An 18971-nucleotide genomic window follows, 5' to 3' on the forward strand; every position below is an offset into this window, starting at 1 on the left:
AAGCGAGAAAATGGCTAGAAGGTGGCCAATTAACCGACGTTAAGTTTTTTTATACTCTACGTTTTTAACAAAGAGCAAGTAGAATACACAAAGACCCCTATGGGAACTGCGGGACAGGCGAGACCCCACAGGAAAGCGAAGTGTATTCTGACTGCGAACCCAAAACTACTTCTCAAGGTAGCCTGAATGGTTTTTATCTCAAAAACCTTCTAGCACTATTTACCCTAATCCCAGCTTTTGTTAACGCATTAAAAATTTGCTTTGCGAACTTTACTGCATATACTCCATCCCCATAAATGCAGATAGTATCCGCTTTTATTGTCACATCCGCTCCTTGGAGGGAGTTGACTTTTTGCTTCCTCACCATACATAACACTTATTGAACAGCTGTTTCATGATCTTTTATAAGCGCATTTTCATTTTTTCTAGCTGCCAATGACCCATCACTTTGATAAGTACAATCTGAGAACGCCTCTGATGCAGTAAGAAGCCCTAATTTATCTTCAGTTTTCACCAATTATCCACCAGCTAATCCAAATAATAGTAACTCAGGATCTACTTTATAAACGGCTTCAGCTATTGCAGTGGCTAAAGCTTCATTCTTCGATGCCATATTATAAAGGGCACCATGTGGCTTTACATGCTGCAAGCTGCCCCCTTCTGCTTTTACAAATGCAGACAATGCACCAATTTGATATATAACAAGATCATGGACTTCTGCTGGACTTAAAATCATTTCTCTTCTACCAAAACCAGCTAAATCTTGAAATCCAGGATGTGCACCAATTCCAACTTCTTTTTCAAGTGCTAGTTTTACCGTCTTACGCATAGTTCCAGGATCACCTGCATGAAATCCACAAGCAATATTAGCACTAGTAATTAAATCAAGAATCTTTTCATCATTTCCGATACAATAAGCTCATAGCTTTCTCCTATATCACAATTCAAATCAATAAAATGCACTAGGTTCCTCCCATTATTACGTTATAATATATCCCCTTGCTTAATTGCTTCATTTCTTGTTGTCTTTTTAATAAAAGTATTTGAGCATCATGATGGTTAATTTCTGTAAAACGCAATCGATCATTTGGCTTTGCTTGAGCAAGGGATGAAAAATCAACGGTAGCTATTTGCCCAATTTTCGGATATCCTCCAATCGTTTGCCTGTCCGCTAACAAAATAATAGGATTTCCATCTGCTGGCACTTGAATGGTGCCAAAATCAACAGCCTCTGAAATCATTTCTTGCTGCTTTTCTAAAAAAAGAGCTTCTCCCTGAAGACGATAGCCCATACGATCCGATTTAGAGGATATAGTAAATTCCTCTTGAAATAATTTACATTGGCTCTCTTTACTAAACAAGAAAAATTCTCGCCCTTTTAGCAAATGTACGCTTATATCCTTTTGATAGCTAGAAATCATAGTTGGTGCTATCGTCCACTTTTCTTCTACCATTCCGTTAATACACTGCTTTTTTTTCAGCTTTTCACTCCATCTCTTTGCCAGCTCACTAGCTTTTCCGTATTGAAGGCTATCCCCAGCTTGCAGGGCTTTTCCGAAATAACCGCCAATTTCTGCCCGCAAATAAGTAGAATAGCTATTCATAACAGACGGAACTGCAAATCCGCCAGATACTGCTAAATAAGCACGACATCCACTTATTGCTTTTCCAAACGTTAATATACTGTCTTTCTCTACAAAAATAGTACGCCAAGTTGAAACGAATTTTCCGTTTATTTCAGGAGAAAGGTCTCCCCCGCATATACTAATAAGAGAGTCTTCCTTAAATTGAACGGCTGGTCCTACTAAAGTGATTTCCAATGTAGGCATAAATTGATTATTACCTACCAATAAATTAGCAATAATATGCGCTGTAGCATCCATCGCTCCACTAACAATCACGCCATATTTTTGAAAACCGTATCTGCCTAAATCTTGAATGGTTGTAAGAAGGCCAGGTTTTAGGATTGTAATCATACTCCTCCCATCACCCATTCCTGATATTCTTCCAAACTAATAGGCTTAAATTTTATTTTATCACCAGCTTTTAATAAACTAGGGTTGGCTTTATCTGGTCGAAATAACGTTAACGGCGTCCTGCCAATCAATTGCCATCCCCCTGGTGTTTCTACAGGATAAATGCCTGTTTGCATTCCAGCAATTCCCACCGATCTTGCAGGAATTTTCAGCCGAGGAGATTTTCTTCTTGGCATCGCTATTTTTTCTGACATGCCTCCAATATAAGGAAATCCCGGTGCAAATCCTATCATATATACTAAATAATCACTTGATGAATGAATTTGAACAACTTCCTCTCCTGTTAGTCCGTTCACTTGAGCGACAGTTAATAAATCTGGACCAAATTCCCCGCCATAGCAAACAGGTATTTCAACCGTTCTGCTTGTTATTTCTTTGTCAGATTCTATTTCATCTAATAAAATAATGATGTGTTGACAAACAAAATCATAAGGAAGTAAACGAGTGCAATAAGCAGACACTTGATAGACGTCATAGAAAATAGAAAGGGTTGTAAAAGCAGGCACATATTCTTTGATCCATTTTGGCGCATTCTTATCCAAAAGCGTCATAACCTGTTGTATTTCTCTATGTATTTTTTTATTGATTCCGGATCCAAATTCTATTATTACAGCACTGTCTCCTAATGGATGCAAATGATAGTTCATATATTCGTCTCCTTTATCCTTTTAAATCGTATATCTTATCTATTATTTTAATAGTTACTATCAATAAAAGTATAGAAAATTTTAAAAAATCAATTATTTTCTCTCACTTTCCATTAACCAATTTAAAAAAAGGCATAATCCCTCATAAATCAGAAGAGATTATACCTTTTAGTAGAATATTATGGCAGGATAGACCATCACATAAACAAAATTTTGCACCATGGCAAATGAAAAGAAGCAGGTTTCTATTTTGTTTTATGAACTAAGTTTGAAGCAGAGGGTAGCCGGAATGCGAGAAAACGAGACGAGACCACGGGAGGCTCGGCCCTCGCCCGCAGGAAAGCGAGTGTATTCCGGCTGCGGACCATTGAGAATGACAAGCCTCTTTTCAAGGTAGCCTCATGCAATTTTTACACTTATATCTATCTTTTTAAACCAGCCTGCAAACGGTTCGCTTCAGCAATTACTTTTTCTTCATCAATCGTTAAACAACAGCGATCCTTTACAACCTGCTTACCATCAATATATACATCACTTACATCCCGTCCATTTGCTGCATATAATAAATGAGAATACGCCTCGCTTACTGGCTGCAAATGCTCTTTATCGTATGGATAAATTGTAATAAAATCTGCTTTTTTCCCTTTTTCCAATGATCCCGTACTCTTCATACCAATTACCTCTGCCCCTACTCGTGTGGCCAATGATAAAACAGTTGAAGCAGGAAGCTTCGTTGCATCCTTATACATACCCTTCTGCAGCAATGCAGCTGTTCTCATTTCTTCAAACATATCAAAATTATTATTGGAAGCCACTCCATCTGTTGCAATCCCCACTTTTACTCCTGCATCCAAAAGACGGACAATATCTGCTACGCCAGAACCAAGCTTTAAGTTGCTGATCGGATTGTGGGCAACTCGCACATCATGCTGCTTTAGTATCTCACGTTCTTCATCATTCAGCACCACACCATGAGCCATTACAGTTGGCTGATCGAATATACCTAAACGACGGAGATATTCAACCGGTCGATTTCCATAACGTTTTTGTATGTCTGCAATTTCATAATCCGTTTCGGAAACATGCATATGCATCATTAAGTCATTTTCCTTTGCAATTCTCACACTTTCACTGAGTGCTTCCGTTGTACAAGCATATGGACTATGCGGCGCAACCATTGTTGTTAGACGACCATCTGCAGCTTTTTTATACTTTTTAGCAAAACGTTCCGCTCCCATCAGATTTGCCTTTTGATCTTTCTCCGATCCTAAGCTGAAAATAGTATAGGAAAAAGCGCCGCGGACCCCTGTTTCTCCAATTTTTTGCATAACAGCATCAGCATCTATACCGTTTGGATTAAACATATCAGAGAATGTAGTTGTTCCAGATTTCAACATTTCCAAAATACCAAGCTCCGTACTAACCTCAGCAATCTCTGTTGTAAATTGGCTCTCTAACGGCCATATTTTCGTTTCCAGCCAAGGCTTTAATAACATATCATCTCCAATACCACGCAAAAGTGTCATCACGATATGTGAATGAGCATTTACCAGCCCTGGCAATACCCATTTCCCTCCTAAATCAACAATCTGATCTGCCTCTTTCACCTTTTCTTCACAAGAAAAGCCCATATAGCTGATCGTTTGATTTTCCACCACCATCAAGCCATTTTCAAAGAGTTGATTATCCTTATCCATTGTAAAAAAAGTAGCATTTACATATGCTGTTTTCATTCTATCCCTCCATCATAATTTTTATTTTTATAAAAATGAAAACCCCAACATTGGAGGTTTCTTTAAAGGTCTGACAACCGAAATTTTTCTTATTATAACATTTAAGAACAAATATCTATATACCCCTCTCAAAAAAACTTGCTGGCAATTACATACTCCCCTTTACAAGTCTATTTCAGAAGCAATATATATGTAAAAAAACAAGACAGCTTAACCAGCCGTCTTGTTAAAATTAATACTCTGTCATTGTTTTTCGGTATTTCTATAATTAATTCCGCGGTCTCACTCGTTTTTCCCGCGTTTCTTCCATTAATTCAGCATCTCACGCTTGTTATAGTTTTCTAATTTTTTCTATTTCATCTGCGACAAATTGTACTTGTGTTCCAACAATTACTTGAATGCTTTTCGGTCCAACAATATTAATGCCAGGAACACCTGTCGCTTTAATTTTATTTTGGTTTACTTGATCCATGTCTTTTACATCAACTCTTAAACGAGTAACACAATTATCTAGAGATGTTACATTACTGTCTCCGCCTAATCCTTCATAAATTACAGATGCCATTACACTAAATTTGTTCTCAACAGAAGCAGCTGCTTCTGAGCTGAAAGTATTTAAATCTGCGTCCTCTCCTTCTTCTCTTCCTGGAGTATTTAAATTGAATTTCGTAATTAAGAAACGGAATAGAGTGTAATAAATAACTGCAAATACTAAACCTTGTACAATAAGCATATATGGTTTATTCGCTAACGGTAGTCTAGAGCTTAATACAAAATCTATTAACCCCGCGCTGAATCCAAATCCTGCTGTCCAATGAAAAGTCGCTGCAATTATTAACGAAATACCTGTTAATAAAGCATGAACAACATAAAGAACTGGGGCTGCAAACATAAAGGCAAATTCAAGCGGCTCTGTTACTCCCGTGAAAAATGCGGCAAATCCTGCAGCCAGCATTAAGGATGCAACTTGTTTTTTGCGTTTTGTTTTAGCAGTATGATACATGGCAAGAGCACCAGCTGGCAAACCAAACATCATTACAGGGAAGAAGCCAGCTTGATACATACCTGTTACTCCTTTTGTTCCTGTACTTGCCCAGAAGTTGCCGATATCATTAATTCCTGCGATATTAAACCAAAATACAGCATTTAACGCATGGTGCAAACCAGTTGGAAGTAAAATTCGGTTAAAAAATCCATAAATCCCTGCACCTACTGCACCTAATTTACTTATAGCTTCCCCAAAATTGACTAGCCCAGAAAAAATAACTGGCCAAGCAAATAACAATACTACTGAAAGAATCAACATCGAAACAGCACTCATAATCGGCACAAGTCTTTTACCGCTAAAAAAGGCTAATGCAGCTGGCAATTGTACCTGGCTAAAGCGATTATACATCACCGATGCAACGATACCTGATAGCATTCCAATAAAAGCATTGCCTATTTTTGAAAAAGCAATGTTCACATCAGCTGGATCCACGCCTTGCAGCATAGCTACTGTATTCGTTGAAAGTAAGGTTGTAATAACCAAATAAGCGACTAAGCCACTTAATGCTGCAGAACCATCTTTGTCTTTGGATAAACCTAATGCTACCCCTACTGCAAATAAAAATGGAATATTATCAATGATGGAAGATCCTGCTTTTATTAAAAATGCCGCTGCCGGACTTTCTGCCCCCCATCCTGCTGGATCGATCCAATAACCAATCCCCATCAAAATTGCCGCCGCTGGCAATACTGCGACAGGAAGCATTAAAGCACGTCCTAATTTTTGTAAGTATGATTTCATCCATATTCCCCCTAAATGATTTTGTATATCTTGTATAAAGACTGAAAAAAATGTATTTTTTTATAAGAGCGCTAAAATCTGAACAACCCTTCTCCGACTACAGCATAAATGAAACAATCAACCTGTTTTTTGGGCATCCCCTCCCTTACTATTTTTAAACTATCAGAAAAAAAAGAATATTTTACTTGCTATCTATTTGTCTTTCATAAACTGCTGTATCGCTTTTTTTAAATGGCCTTCTGTTTTTTCTAAATAAAATTCCGCATCATCTTTTGATCCATCTGTCATCACAGTAAATATCGCTGCCTTTAAATCGTATTGATTTATTTCCAAAGCTTGTAATGCTTCTTCCTCTGTAATACTAGTTATATTAACAAGAGACTGAGCAGCCCGGTTTATTAGCTTTTTGTTAATGAGCTTCATGTCTACCATTTCATTTTGATACACTTTTCCTAATCGAACCATCGTTGCAGTAGAGATCATATTTAATACCATTTTTTGTCCTGTTCCAGCTTTTAGTCTTGTTGATCCTCGAATAACTTCTGGCCCAGTCGGCACCTCAATTCCAAAATCAGCCTCAGAGGAAAGAACAGTTTTCAGATTATTGCTGATTCCAATCGTCAGAGCAGCTTTTTGTTTGGCATATTGAACTGCAGAGAGTACAAATGGTGTAGACCCGCTTGCTGTTACACCAATTATCACATCTGCAGAAGATAAAGATCGACTTTCTAAAGCTTCGATAATGTCCTTTTCATCATCTTCTGTTTCTTCTAGCGATGTCCACATTGCCTCATAACCGCCAGCAAGCAAACCAGTCCAGCGATCTTTTTCAATCGAAAAAGTCGGCACAAGTTCTACTGCATCTACAACGCCTAAACGGCCGCTTGTGCCTGCACCAATAACAAAGCATCTTCCTCCCTGTTTCCATCTCTCTACAATTGCATCAACTGCTCCCGCAATAATTGGCATTGCATTTGTAACTGCCTTTGAAATCTGTTCATCTTCCTGATTCATAAACTCCACAATTTCAAGAGCTGTCCACTCATCAAGCTGTCTACTGTTAGCATTCATCAATTCCGTTTCATTATTCTTTTTCATTCATTTGCCCTCTTCATCTCGATTACAAATTTATAACGATCTCCTCGATAAACAGATTTCACATATTCAAACGGAGTCCCATTTGTTAAATAACTGTATCTTTCCATTAATAATACTGGTGATCCATCTTTCAACTGCAATAAAGCACTTTCCTGTTTTTGCGAAAGGGAAGATTCTAAGGTTTGTGTAGCATGGCTTATTTGTAGCTTTAACTCTTTTTCCACATAATCATAAAGAGAAGCATTCACTATCTCTTTCGACAGCTCCTTGATTAAGCTTACTGGTAAATAAGACGTTTCCAATGCCATCGGTATGTCGTCAGCAAGTCTTAATCTTCTCACTTCATATACAAGTTCTCCTTCCTCTATCATGAGCTTTCGTGCAACGCTTCTATTAGATGGAATCACTTGAAAATCCAAAATTTTCGTTTTTGGCGTTAATCCCCTTGAACGCATATCTTCAGAAAAGCTTGTTAAGCCGGATAATGGCTGTTCTACCTTTGGAACAGCCACAAAAGTGCCTTTTCCTCTTTTCCGCACCAAAATTCCTTCATTTACTAAATTATTTATGGCTTGTCTTACTGTCATTCTGCTAATATCATATTTCTCTGAAAACTCTCTTTCCGAGCTGATGGGATCCCCCGGCTGCAAATCTTTTATAAGCTCTTTAATTTCCATCTCCAATTGAAAGTAAATTGGAATATGGGAATCCTTTATAATCACCTAGAAACACTTCCTTCTTTTTCTTTAATAACGGATAATGCATCTTGATCGGCAATTATCGTGACATTTTCATGTGTTTTCAGAATAGACGCAGGAAGCTGTTCATTTACATCCTCGTTTAAAAGTTTGAAAAGCACTTCCGCTTTTTTCTTGCCAGATACTAATAAGACAATTTTTCTGCTCTTCATGATGGTAGCAATCCCCATTGATACAGCATGTGTCGGTACTTCTTCCAAACTGTTAAAATAACGAGCGTTTGCTTCTCTTGTGGAAACTGTTAATTCGACTACTCCTGTTTTGGAAGAAAAAGAAGTTCCAGGCTCATTAAATCCGATATGGCCATTTTCCCCAATCCCTAGAACTTGCAAATCAATGCCACCTAGAGAAGCAATCAACTTTTCATATTTTTCTCCTTCTTTTTTGTCATCTGCTAAAGACACGGCAGGTAAGTTAATCTGCTCTTTCCTTATATTAATATGATCAAATAAATGCTCATTCATATAATAGGCATAGCTCTGCGGGCTGATTTTTGGTATACCTACATATTCATCTAAATTTACTGTATGGATCTTTTCATAGGAAGTTAGATTCTTTTGATGATCTTTCACCAAACAGCGATACATGCCAGTAGGAGTTCCACCTGTTGCAAGCCCTAATACCGAATCAGGCTTTTTATTCACCTGTTCTATCACTTCTTCTGCTGCTTTTCGGCTCATCGTTTCATAATCCTCTACTTCAATTAATTTCATTTACATCTCCTCCAAATCATTAAATGCAATTACACCTCTGCAAATGGTCATCACGACTTTATTTTCTTCATTTAATATAACTAAATCCGCATCTTTTCCAGACTTTATACTTCCTTTTTTATCCAAAATACCTATTTGCCGAGCTGGGTTATACGCTCCCATTTGCACTATATCTTCCAATGAGCATCCAGTATAGGAAATCATATTCAACATCGCATCATTCATTTTTAATGTACTGCCAGCCAGTGAACCATTTTCAAGCAGCGCCTTTCCATTTTGAACAATTACTTTTTGTCCTCCTAATGAAGAAATACCGTCATCCAGCCATTTGGCACGCATGCTGTCTGTAATCAGAATAATACTTTCTTTTCCTTTTTGCTGAAATGTCAGTTTAACTACTTCAGGGTGAATATGAATGCCATCCACTATCATTTCTGTGATTAACTCTTTATGCAGCAAAGAAGCTCCTGCGACCCCAGGATCCCGATGATGGAGGCCTCTCATTCCGTTATATAGATGGGTAACATGAATTATTCCCGCTTCTATCCCTTTTTTTACTTCTTCATAAATTGCATCTGTGTGTCCCATAGAAGGAATAACACCAGTTTCTTTTAAATAGGCTGTCAATGCTAAGTTATTATCTTCTTCTGGTGCCAATGTTACTAATTTAATATGGTTTCCAGCAATTCCCTGCCATTTTTTAAATAAGTCCACACTTGGTTTTTTTATGGCATCCAACGGCTGGGCACCTGCTTTCTTTGCATTAATAAATGGTCCTTCGAGATGAATTCCCACTATTTCTGCCTTTCCTGTCTGATCCTCTTGCTCTATATAATTTGCAGCCGATTTTAATGCTGCTTCAATTTCTTGCACTCCCTGTGTCATTGTTGTTGCTAAGAAACTAGTTGTTCCTTCTTTTGGCAGTGTTGTTGCGATTATGTTTAATGACTCAGTTGTTGCATCCATTGCATCCGCATCATTTGCACCATGGATATGAATATCAATCATGCCAGGAATTAATTTATAGCTTTCAGACAAAGAATAGGATTTATCTATTTGCAGTGATTGCATATCTAATTCTTCTGCTTCCCCGAAAGACTCAATTACACCATTTTTTGTTAATAAATAACCATTCTTTATTACGTTATCTTCTGTATAAATCGTTGCATGTCGAAACAGTATCGTTTGTTCGTTGCTATTATTCATTTTCTCCAACATCCTTTCCTTGTTATTATTTACTATTAACAACTCAAACTTCGCAGTTATAAATTCTTCTTCATATATTGCCATAACTTGGTTTAGAGCAATTAGAAAAGGGTGATTGATTAATCTTTTTGGTGCTTTTTTGCAAATATTATTCCTTATAAATAGGGGCAAGATTCTCGTTTCAGGATGCTCGCTTTCCGTGGGGCGTGTGATGAGCCTCCTGATATGAACGAAACTGTCAAGTCTCCCACTCTCCACTACTAGATAGGTTATTTTTGGGTAACTTTAAGAAGAGAAGCGATTTTAGGCTTCTTGACTGTTCGTGTATCGATGAGCCTTAGTGGCTACAAGTTTCCTTTTTTAGCTTACCAACCGAACTTCCTATCTTAGAATGGCTGTCAAGTGCTTTCCTTGACTGCCATTCTAAGATAGGAGATACTTTTTTAAGCTAAAGAAGAAATCGTGATATACTTATACTTCCTCCTTTCTGATTGATTAGAATAGATAGTAAGGACACGGCACGAAGGCAAAAATTTCATCCTGCGGTTAGCATTCTGATATTCGTGGGTTTTCACATTTTATCTTTCCGTATAAAGGTCTTTCCACTAACTCGGGACGTGCGTTAATCAACGAATGATATAGCACAGAGGAGGCACGTGGGTTATCCTTTCCGGTATTTCTCTTTGCCTTCGAGCCCTATTCTCATGTATCTATTTTTCTTTCTCTTCCTCTACTTTCTTTCGTTTGGTAACATTAATGTTTTGGAATTTCTTCTACTTCTTGCGTAATAGCCCAGATAAAGCCAGCTAATTCTCTAGCAACGGCAACAATTGCTTTATTACTTTCTTTTCCTCTAGATACTAATCGATAATATTTTTTATGCAGACGATTTTGCGCTTTCCAGGATATTGCTTGAATAGACGGTGATAAAGGTTCTAGTCGTTTTTTTAAATTTCCTTTTACGGCCGGCTGACGAAGATAACTCCAAGCCGACTCGATTAACAATCGGCGAACGTGACGATTTCCTGATTTGGTAATAGCTCCTTGTCGACGTCTTTCTCCACTTGAGAATTCACTTGGAATCAATCCTACATAAGCCATCATTTGCTTAGGATTTGGGAAACGTTTAAACGATCCAATTTCCGCCGCAAGACTTGTCGCTGTAACCAGTGCAACGCCTCTTAGTCCTTGTAAAGTTTGAATAATAGGGGCATGAACTCCTTCCAATGCCTGTATTTGCATTTCCTCTTCGAATCTTTTTACCCGCTGTTCCAACTCCTTTAATTGATGATAATATTCTTGAAAAACTAATTGTAAATTGGAATTGGAAAACTTTAACGTATCTAGCCAATCTCGATATTTTCTTGTCCATTTATTCACTCCAACAGGTGGATAAATATTATTCCGTAATAAAAACTTACTTAAACGATGCTTGGTTCTCAGCTCGTCTTCTTTCGCATCTTCTCGTGCTCGCACTAGATCTCGAAGTGCTTCATCTTCTGGAGTCGGAACATAAACAGAAGTTAATTCTCCTGCACGATATAACTGGGCAAGACGAATAGAGTCTCTACGGTCTGTTTTAATACGTTCTCCCGGTCTTTGTGGTATTAAAGATGGAGCAATCACTTCACAATGAATACCTAAAGCAGTTAGTAATCGATATAATGGATATCCCGTTGGACCCGCTTCATAACAAACTCTTAAAGTACTTGGCTCTCCTAGTTTTTTCATTAACTTTTTAATCGCTTCAGGTGTATGAACAATCATTCCATAATATCTTGGTTCTTCTCTACCTTCTTCTGCAATAGCAACGGCAATTTTTTCTTTTGATACGTCTAAACCTACAAATTTTGTGGTATCCTTCATAATAGAACTAGCTCCTTCCGTAATGTAGCACTGATTTGGTTTTTTTGTTTTTAGTTCATAAACATTATTGCCAAATTAACCTACGAAATTACGAGTATGGGGCTAGTTTCGTTCATTATAACTCATCACTTGCGCCTGCGGGGTCTCATCTAACCCGCTAATCCCACAGGAGTCTCGCACCTTACACTCCAATCAAGCCGTTTTGATTCAATAGTTGCTCGTTGAACTGGTGAAAACATCCATCTTATAGAAATAGACTAAAAGTGCACATTTTGGGAGAACAACGTTGAATAATAAACATAAAAAATCAACGCTACTAGTTTTTAATCATCATACCTTTTCATGAAATTCGAAGACAAGAACTTATTCTAAAACAGGTTGCTTGTAATGGAGGGTGCGAAGACTCCTGCGGGAAATGTGGGAAGGCTGAGACCCCGCAAGGCAACGCCGAGGAGGCTTAGCTCCCACCCCGCGGAAAGCGAAGCAACCCGTAGTGGAAAGCAACCCCCACAATAGAAAACAAGCCTCCCATTTTTATTGTTCTAAACCGAGTAACATCAAAACTTGCAAGCGAATTTAATGGTGCGAAGTTTGAGTTAATAACTATACGACTAGATGTCTATACCAGTTACTTCATCATTTGTTTATTGTAATAAAAAAATAAAATAAATACTTGCATTTTGTCAGATTATTTAACGTGCTTTTTTTAACTTAATAAAGAAACCGCTTGCAAAAATTATAATCTTTCCTATACCAACTGTCAACATCCCTTTTTTATAAAAACAACTTTTCCCTCTTACACCACGATACACAAAAAGCAGCAGATTCCACTAATTTTAGCAGGGAGCAGCCGGAATACACAAAACGAAGACTCCTATGGGATTTGTGGGACAGGCGAGGCCCAACAGGAGCATTGTCCGAGGAGGCTCGTAGACGAGCCCCATGAAAAGCGCATTGTATTCTGACTGCGGACTATTCGGAAGATCCCATGCCACTTTGATAGATGCTCCACACAAACATCCGCTTACATTTCCCATAATCTTGTTTTTACATTTACACTTCCTTCTTCTACAAAAAAGATAATATCCTCACTATCTTCTTTTGGAAAAATTCTACTGGTAAACACCTCTTCCCCATCATTCACAAATATCTCAACAGAAGAAACATCAACAAACAAATGAAATTTAACCATTTCTTTATCCAAGATACATTTCCTTAAAGTCCCATATGCAAGTCCAACCTCTTCACCTGATTTGGTTCGATCCAAAATAACTTTTTTATGCACACTATCATACATAATAATCGTTTTTTCAGTATTGCTTGCACGAAATTCAATGCCAAAAAACGAAGCATTTATAGCATCAAATTCTGCCAATAACTCATAAGTAACCCCTTTAAATCTTGGATAGGATTTCGTTTCGTTTTGCAAGATATCCTCCACAGAATATTCCTTTTTCCTTAATAACTTCAGCTCTTCTACCGGCTGCTGCACCAATTGATTATTTTTTATGGACAACTCTCTCGGCAATGTTAAACAATGAGCCCATCCATTAGAATCTGTGGGATAGTCAATTTCCGGCAATCCCATCCATCCTACTAAAAGACGGCGTCCTTTTTCATCCAAAGTTGTTTGCGGTGCATAAAAATCAAACCCACGATCCAATTCTTTAAAATCTGTATGCTTTAATGTTTGGGATTGGAGATCTAACGGCTCTCCTAAAACATAACCTGCTTGATAAATATTTTGATAATGGTCACCTTCACTTAATAGACCTTGAGGAGAAAAAATAAATACCCCATAATGTTGCAAAGTAAAGTAATCAGGACATTCCCACATATATCCAAAATCCAATAAATCCGTTTTTAACTCTCCATAAAAACGCCAATTTAATAGATTGGGAGAATGATATAGTACAGCAGCACCAGTTTGATTACTACGCTGCCCTCCTATAACCGCATAAAACCCATCATTTTCCTGCCAAACTTTTGGATCACGAAAATGATCGGTAAATCCTTTAGGAACGTCAGCAATAATAGGTTTTTCGGCTTTTAAAATGGAACCATCTTTATCCATAACAGCCATACATTGAAAGGGGTGTCTCTCCCACTTTTCATCTCTTGTATTTCCCGTGTAAAATAAATAAAGTTTATCATTATGTACAATTCCACTTCCAGAAAATGCACCATGACTTTCATAAGCAGTATCTGGCTTTATGGCAATTCCTGCATCTTCCCATTGAACTAGATTTGCCGATTTTACATGATACCAATACTTTAAACCATGTACAGTTCCTAATGGAAACCATTGATAAAATAGATGATATTCCCCATTAAAAAAAGAAAACCCGTTTGGATCATTAAGAAGCCCGGTGTTCGGCTGTATATGAAACGTTTGACGCCATGAACATTTATTAACTTTATCCACTAATAGGGCCATTTCTTGTTCACTTGCTTCTTCCAACCGACGGTACTTCGCATCTTTATTCCATTCCATTCGTTTCACTCCTTTTTACACAGCTGGAAAACGTGTTAACCAGCCTAATTCGTTTGCAAATGAAAGCTAATCACATATATTATAATTACATCATTCCCAGTTTTTTCGCATCTTGTTTTGCCAGAAAAACTGTTACAGCAAATGCAACAGTAAAAGCAATAACCATGCCAATAGCGAAAAAAATAATGGAACTTGGAAAAATAGAAATAATTCCTGGAAGCCCAGCTGCACCGAGCGCAATTGCTTTCACTTTAAAAGCTGCATTAAATAAATTCCCTGCAGCTGAACCGATAATTGCACCGATGAATGGATAACGAAGCTTTAGATTAATGCCAAACATTGCTGGCTCTGTAATTCCTAATAACGCTGAAATACCGGCAGCAGAAGCGACTCCTTTTACTTTTTTATCTTTTGTTAAAAGCAAAACTGCAAGTGTTGCTGCTCCTTGAGCGATATTGGACATTGCTGCAGTTGGAAAGATAAATGATCCTCCTGTTATTGGGATATCCGCCAATAATTGAGTTTCGACAGCAATAAAACTGTGATGCATCCCCGTAATCACGATAGGTGAATACAATAATCCAAAAACAGCACCACCAATAAAACCGGTAGAATCATACAGCCACACTAAACCTTCTATTAATAAGTTGCCTGTAGCTCGAGTAATTGGACCAACAGCAGTAAATGTTAAAAATCCTGTTATAAAGATGGATAATAACGGTGTTAAAAGATTATCCAATGCGGATGGCATCATTTTCCGAATATAGGCTTCCAGTTTTGCTAAAATATACGATGCTGCCAAAACCGGAAGTACGGTTCCTTGATAACCGACTTTTTCAATTTCAAAACCAAGTATTCTCCATACAGGAACTTCTCCTTGAAGAGACGCTGACCCAAAGCTATAGCTTGGCAATAAACTGGGATGCACCATTAACATGCCTAAAGCAGCACCTAAATATGGATTCCCTCCAAACCTTTTTGTTGCTGAAAATCCTATTAAAATTGGCAAAAATACAAAAGCTGCATTTGAAAAGGTATTAATAAGTGCCGCAAAATCTACTAGTCCCGGATTTATTTCTACTAATGATTTCCCTTTTATGAATAAATCATGGGCAGTTAAAACATTGTTTATTCCCATTAATAAACCACCTGCAACAATAACAGGAATAATAGGAACAAAAATGTCCGACAACATTTTTACAAAACGTTGAATAGGATTTAATTTTTTCCTGCTCTCACTTTTTATATCATGGAAAGTCATTTCCGAATTCCCAGTTAGTTTGGTTAATGCTTTAAATACTTCATTTACTAAGCCAGCACCTAGTATAATTTGAAATTGCCCACCAGTAGAGAAGGTAGCTTTCACAACCTCGATGCTGTCCAATTCTTTCTGATTAACTTTGGTTTCATCCTTTAATACTAAACGTAGTCTTGTAGAGCAATGTGCAACAGCTGAAATATTTTCTTTTTCCCCTATGCTTTTTAAAATCAGCTTTGCAATTTCTTGATATTCCATAGCAATTCTCCTCCTTTCAAAAACAATTGGAACCGATTACAATTAATCGTATTAATTATTATTTCTATATATTCTACTATATTATTTCCAATAATTCAGCAGAACCGGTTCTCGAAAACATATTTTTTGAAACCGCTACTAAGAACCGGTTTCAAAATATTGTATTCATTAATCAAACCATTTTAACAACACTTTCTCGTTCTACAATTTCAAAATTTGAAATTGTTAGTTTCGGTATTACATTTTTTCTTACCAACTGAATAATATTTTTTGCGGCTAATTGACCAGCATCTTTATAGAAAAACTTCACAGTTGTTAAGCCTGGGTGAATCATCCCAGTTATTTCATATCCGCCAAATCCAGTTAAGGATAAATCTTCAGGAATCGATAAGCCTTTTTTATAAGCTGCTTTCATTGCTCCGATAGCAATATTATCTGTGGCACATACGATAATAGATGGATGAAAAGAATCAATAATGTCAGGTACTATTTGAAGGGATCCTGCTATAGAAAAGCTTGTTTCATAATACCTTACTTCACAATCCTCAACAGTTCCGATACTATCTTTAAAGCCTCTTTTTCTGTTTACTCCTACAGCAATATCACTTTCGCTAACGCCTAAATAGGCAATTTTTTTATGTCCCTTCGCCAAAACATGTAAGCCCATTTGATATGCCGCTTCATAGTCATCATGAATTAAACTGTAAATGCTTTCATGCTCTTGCCCTACTAATAAAACAGGAATGTTTATTTTCTTAAATGCTTCTAAATGCATGGAAGTAATTTGAGCAGGAAGCAATATAATCCCAGCAACTTTTTGATGTGCTAATGTATAAATATTTTCAATTTCTCTTTCTATATTTTGATTAGAATTTGACACAAGCATTTGATAATGAAATTCTTTTAACTGCTCATCAATGCCAATAAGTGTTCTAGATGTAGCATAAGAGTCTAATCTTGGGACAATTGTTCCAATTATATTTGTATTTTTAGCTTTAAGGCTCTGTGCAAAAGCATTGGGAGAATACCCTGTATCTTTAATGATTTGTTCTAGTTTTCTTTTTGTTTCTTCACTAACGGAACCATCATTAAGATACCGAGAAACCGTGCTCTTAGCAACCCCTGCAAGCTTTGCAATATCAGCGATTGTTGTCATTGTTACCTCCGTATTTCTTTCTCATCTATCTAATTATACATTATTTACTATCTTCTCGGTAACTGTTTTTTATTATATCAAAATAAAAAAACATCCATAAATACTTTCCTCTTTCATCTTTATGTAATAAAGGATGTATACCTTTTCATATATTGATAAATAATGGAATAATAATATGCTAATACCAAATACGAGGGAAAGGATGTGTAATTAATTTTACGATGATATTTCTTAAAAAACACAACAGCACTCATGCAAAAGATTCAGACTATGAATTAATAGCAACTACTCGTTCTTCAGAAAAACCCATTATTACTGTCATCACACCTATTTATAATAATGAAAAAACAATTCGTAAAAGTATAGATTCGGTTTTAAAACAATCAATTGGACATCAGAAAATTGAGTATATTCTTGTGGACGACGGTTCAGTTGATAATACGCGCAATATTTTATTAGATTACGCAGCGAATTATCCTTCTATTATACTTGCTTTTTTGAAAAAAAATACTGGAACACCTGCTTCTCCAAGAAATTTGGGAATCCAGCTTGCTACTGCCCCTTACCTTACTTTTCTTGATGCAGACGACTGGTTTGAAAAAAGCGGATTAGAAAAATTGTATTCCGTCTTAGAGGACACAGGCGATGATTACGTTGTAGGGAAAACCATTCAAATTGGTTCTAAACACACAAAGATTATTGGGGAACATGAATCATGTATCGAACGAAGAAGCGTATTAGCTGCTAGCATCCCTCATATTTTTCAGCATTTAGGACCTAGAGCAAGGATGTTGAAAACAAAGATCGTGAAGGAAAATAATTTAAGCTTTCCAGCTATGAAATATGCAGAGGACAAGCAGTTTTTTATGGACTACTTAATATGTGCAAAAAAAATATCCACAATAAAGGATACTGTCTATTATGTAAATCGATTGGATGATAATAATGAATCGCTGACAAAACAAACGAATGTCTTAAAAAAAATGCAATGCAATCTACAGGTAATTGATTACTTCCAACAGAAGAAGTTCGATGCTACTTTACAGAAAATGATTTTGAATCGATTATATGAATTTGATTGTTTGATACGATTCATCAACAAATATCATACCCTTCGAAGTGAACCTGACACTTCTTTCAAAATAAAAATAACAGATTTTATGAAAAGACAAGCCTATATTCGCACATTTAAAAAAGTAGTTAAATCAGCATCAAAGTTAGATTATGATATACAAGATTATTTTTTTCAGCCAATTAATAAAGTGTGCTATCAACTTTTTAAACAGAAACAATATAAACAAGTGGAGCTCCTTTTTAAATGGCATGCAAGAGAAAAAGTTAAGCAGCATATTGTAATAGATGATCAACCTTATATCCTATCACCATTAAAAGAACCGTATAAATATATCAACATTCCTATGTATGCGGAACTAGTAAAAAGCTATGCCTCTAACGAAAACTACTATCTTTATTTTAAAGTCGCAGGCAATTATATAGCTAATATAACGGATGTTTTATTTCGTAATAGACACAAAATTGAGAATGAATTTTCCGTTCAAATTGCGATAGATTCTAATGGAAATGGAATGATGGAACTGCCATTAATCTGCTTGAAATCTTTGCCTGCCTCTATTTACGATATCTTTTTACGTTATCAAGATTATCACAAAATTCATTTTGTTATTCCAGCTGCTTCCGATCCTGTCTCTGTTAAAGACAAGGAAAACTATCATTTTTATACGACAAAGCATCAGCATTTTGCACTTAAAATCCATTAAATAGGATGACCTTTCTGCCTAAAAATAGCGATTGTTCATTCGAATTAGCCCGTAATGCTCGATTACTTATTCTCCTCCTTATGAAGAGACTCTTTAGGATCTGCCTCTGCCAATGGCCTTTGTTATAAACGAAAAAACTGACTCAAAAAACCATCGTTTTTAACGACTATTTTTTGAAGTC

Annotated in this window: 13 protein-coding genes and 1 pseudogene; 1 reads left to right on the top strand and 13 read right to left on the bottom strand. The window is 36.7% G+C overall.

What is annotated here, in order from left to right; genetic code table 11:
* Positions 1 to 193: 193 nt before the first annotated feature.
* The 13 genes and pseudogenes from AC5LWL_RS17910 to AC5LWL_RS17970 form a co-directional block, all read right to left on the bottom strand.
* Positions 194 to 963 (bottom strand): annotated as a pseudogene (locus tag AC5LWL_RS17910) (LamB/YcsF family protein).
* Positions 963 to 1976, bottom strand: coding sequence for a 5-oxoprolinase subunit C family protein (locus AC5LWL_RS17915; RefSeq protein ID WP_493435576.1), 1014 nt, complete (start codon positions 1974 to 1976; stop codon positions 963 to 965). Before AC5LWL_RS17915 ends, AC5LWL_RS17910 begins: the two are co-directional and overlap by 1 nt.
* Entirely contained in the window at positions 1973 to 2683 is a 711-nt protein-coding gene (gene pxpB, locus AC5LWL_RS17920) for a 5-oxoprolinase subunit PxpB (RefSeq protein ID WP_493435577.1), read from the bottom strand. Before pxpB ends, AC5LWL_RS17915 begins: the two co-directional genes overlap by 4 nt.
* A gap of 422 nt (positions 2684 to 3105) precedes the next feature.
* Complete coding sequence (locus tag AC5LWL_RS17925) at positions 3106 to 4416, bottom strand: amidohydrolase family protein (protein WP_493435578.1); 1311 nt, start codon at positions 4414 to 4416, stop codon at positions 3106 to 3108.
* A gap of 331 nt (positions 4417 to 4747) precedes the next feature.
* The gene (nagE, locus tag AC5LWL_RS17930; protein WP_493435579.1) at positions 4748 to 6205 is read right to left on the bottom strand and encodes an N-acetylglucosamine-specific PTS transporter subunit IIBC; all 1458 of its coding nucleotides are present in this window, start codon (positions 6203 to 6205) and stop codon (positions 4748 to 4750) included.
* A 192-nt stretch (positions 6206 to 6397) separates the two neighbouring features.
* A complete protein-coding gene (gene murQ, locus AC5LWL_RS17935) occupies positions 6398 to 7303 on the bottom strand; it encodes an N-acetylmuramic acid 6-phosphate etherase (RefSeq protein WP_493435580.1) in 906 nt (301 codons plus the stop codon).
* Positions 7300 to 8025 carry a GntR family transcriptional regulator gene (locus tag AC5LWL_RS17940; protein WP_493435581.1) on the bottom strand — a complete coding sequence of 242 codons (726 nt, stop codon included), beginning with the start codon at positions 8023 to 8025 and terminating at the stop codon, positions 7300 to 7302. The genes murQ and AC5LWL_RS17940 overlap by 4 nt, the downstream gene beginning before the upstream one ends.
* Positions 8022 to 8774, bottom strand: a complete 753-nt coding sequence (gene nagB, locus AC5LWL_RS17945; RefSeq protein ID WP_493435582.1) for a glucosamine-6-phosphate deaminase — start codon at positions 8772 to 8774, stop codon at positions 8022 to 8024. The genes AC5LWL_RS17940 and nagB overlap by 4 nt, the downstream gene beginning before the upstream one ends.
* Positions 8775 to 9980: an N-acetylglucosamine-6-phosphate deacetylase gene (gene nagA, locus AC5LWL_RS17950; protein WP_493435583.1), complete on the bottom strand. Its 1206-nt coding sequence runs from the start codon at positions 9978 to 9980 to the stop codon at positions 8775 to 8777.
* A gap of 753 nt (positions 9981 to 10733) precedes the next feature.
* Positions 10734 to 11846: an IS110 family RNA-guided transposase gene (locus AC5LWL_RS17955; RefSeq protein WP_493432749.1), complete on the bottom strand. Its 1113-nt coding sequence runs from the start codon at positions 11844 to 11846 to the stop codon at positions 10734 to 10736.
* A 1024-nt stretch (positions 11847 to 12870) separates the two neighbouring features.
* The gene (locus tag AC5LWL_RS17960; RefSeq protein WP_493435584.1) at positions 12871 to 14340 is read right to left on the bottom strand and encodes a sucrose-6-phosphate hydrolase; all 1470 of its coding nucleotides are present in this window, start codon (positions 14338 to 14340) and stop codon (positions 12871 to 12873) included.
* A gap of 85 nt (positions 14341 to 14425) precedes the next feature.
* Positions 14426 to 15856: a sucrose-specific PTS transporter subunit IIBC gene (locus AC5LWL_RS17965; RefSeq protein WP_493435585.1), complete on the bottom strand. Its 1431-nt coding sequence runs from the start codon at positions 15854 to 15856 to the stop codon at positions 14426 to 14428.
* A 172-nt stretch (positions 15857 to 16028) separates the two neighbouring features.
* Entirely contained in the window at positions 16029 to 17012 is a 984-nt protein-coding gene (locus AC5LWL_RS17970; protein WP_493435586.1) for a LacI family DNA-binding transcriptional regulator, read from the bottom strand.
* Positions 17013 to 17233: 221 nt separating this feature from the next.
* Here AC5LWL_RS17970 and AC5LWL_RS17975 point away from each other — a divergent pair, with 221 nt between their 5' ends.
* Positions 17234 to 18790: a glycosyltransferase family 2 protein gene (locus tag AC5LWL_RS17975; protein ID WP_493435587.1), complete on the top strand. Its 1557-nt coding sequence runs from the start codon at positions 17234 to 17236 to the stop codon at positions 18788 to 18790.
* Positions 18791 to 18971 lie beyond the last annotated feature (181 nt).

This window comes from Niallia sp. WK069_GA_01 (genome assembly GCF_983173855.1).

Bases quoted from the DNA above. Each gene is read 5' to 3' on its own strand.
- nagA (WP_493435583.1), bottom strand. From the start codon at position 9,980: ATGAATAATAGCAACGAACAAACGATACTGTTTCGACATGCAACGATT.
- AC5LWL_RS17915 (WP_493435576.1), bottom strand. From the start codon at position 1,976: ATGATTACAATCCTAAAACCTGGCCTTCTTACAACCATTCAAGATTTA.
- pxpB (WP_493435577.1), bottom strand. From the start codon at position 2,683: ATGAACTATCATTTGCATCCATTAGGAGACAGTGCTGTAATAATAGAA.
- nagB (WP_493435582.1), bottom strand. From the start codon at position 8,774: ATGAAATTAATTGAAGTAGAGGATTATGAAACGATGAGCCGAAAAGCA.
- AC5LWL_RS17965 (WP_493435585.1), bottom strand. From the start codon at position 15,856: ATGGAATATCAAGAAATTGCAAAGCTGATTTTAAAAAGCATAGGGGAA.
- AC5LWL_RS17970 (WP_493435586.1), bottom strand. From the start codon at position 17,012: ATGACAACAATCGCTGATATTGCAAAGCTTGCAGGGGTTGCTAAGAGC.
- AC5LWL_RS17975 (WP_493435587.1), top strand. From the start codon at position 17,234: ATGATATTTCTTAAAAAACACAACAGCACTCATGCAAAAGATTCAGAC.
- AC5LWL_RS17960 (WP_493435584.1), bottom strand. From the start codon at position 14,340: ATGGAATGGAATAAAGATGCGAAGTACCGTCGGTTGGAAGAAGCAAGT.
- murQ (WP_493435580.1), bottom strand. From the start codon at position 7,303: ATGAAAAAGAATAATGAAACGGAATTGATGAATGCTAACAGTAGACAG.
- AC5LWL_RS17925 (WP_493435578.1), bottom strand. From the start codon at position 4,416: ATGAAAACAGCATATGTAAATGCTACTTTTTTTACAATGGATAAGGAT.
- nagE (WP_493435579.1), bottom strand. From the start codon at position 6,205: ATGAAATCATACTTACAAAAATTAGGACGTGCTTTAATGCTTCCTGTC.
- AC5LWL_RS17955 (WP_493432749.1), bottom strand. From the start codon at position 11,846: ATGAAGGATACCACAAAATTTGTAGGTTTAGACGTATCAAAAGAAAAA.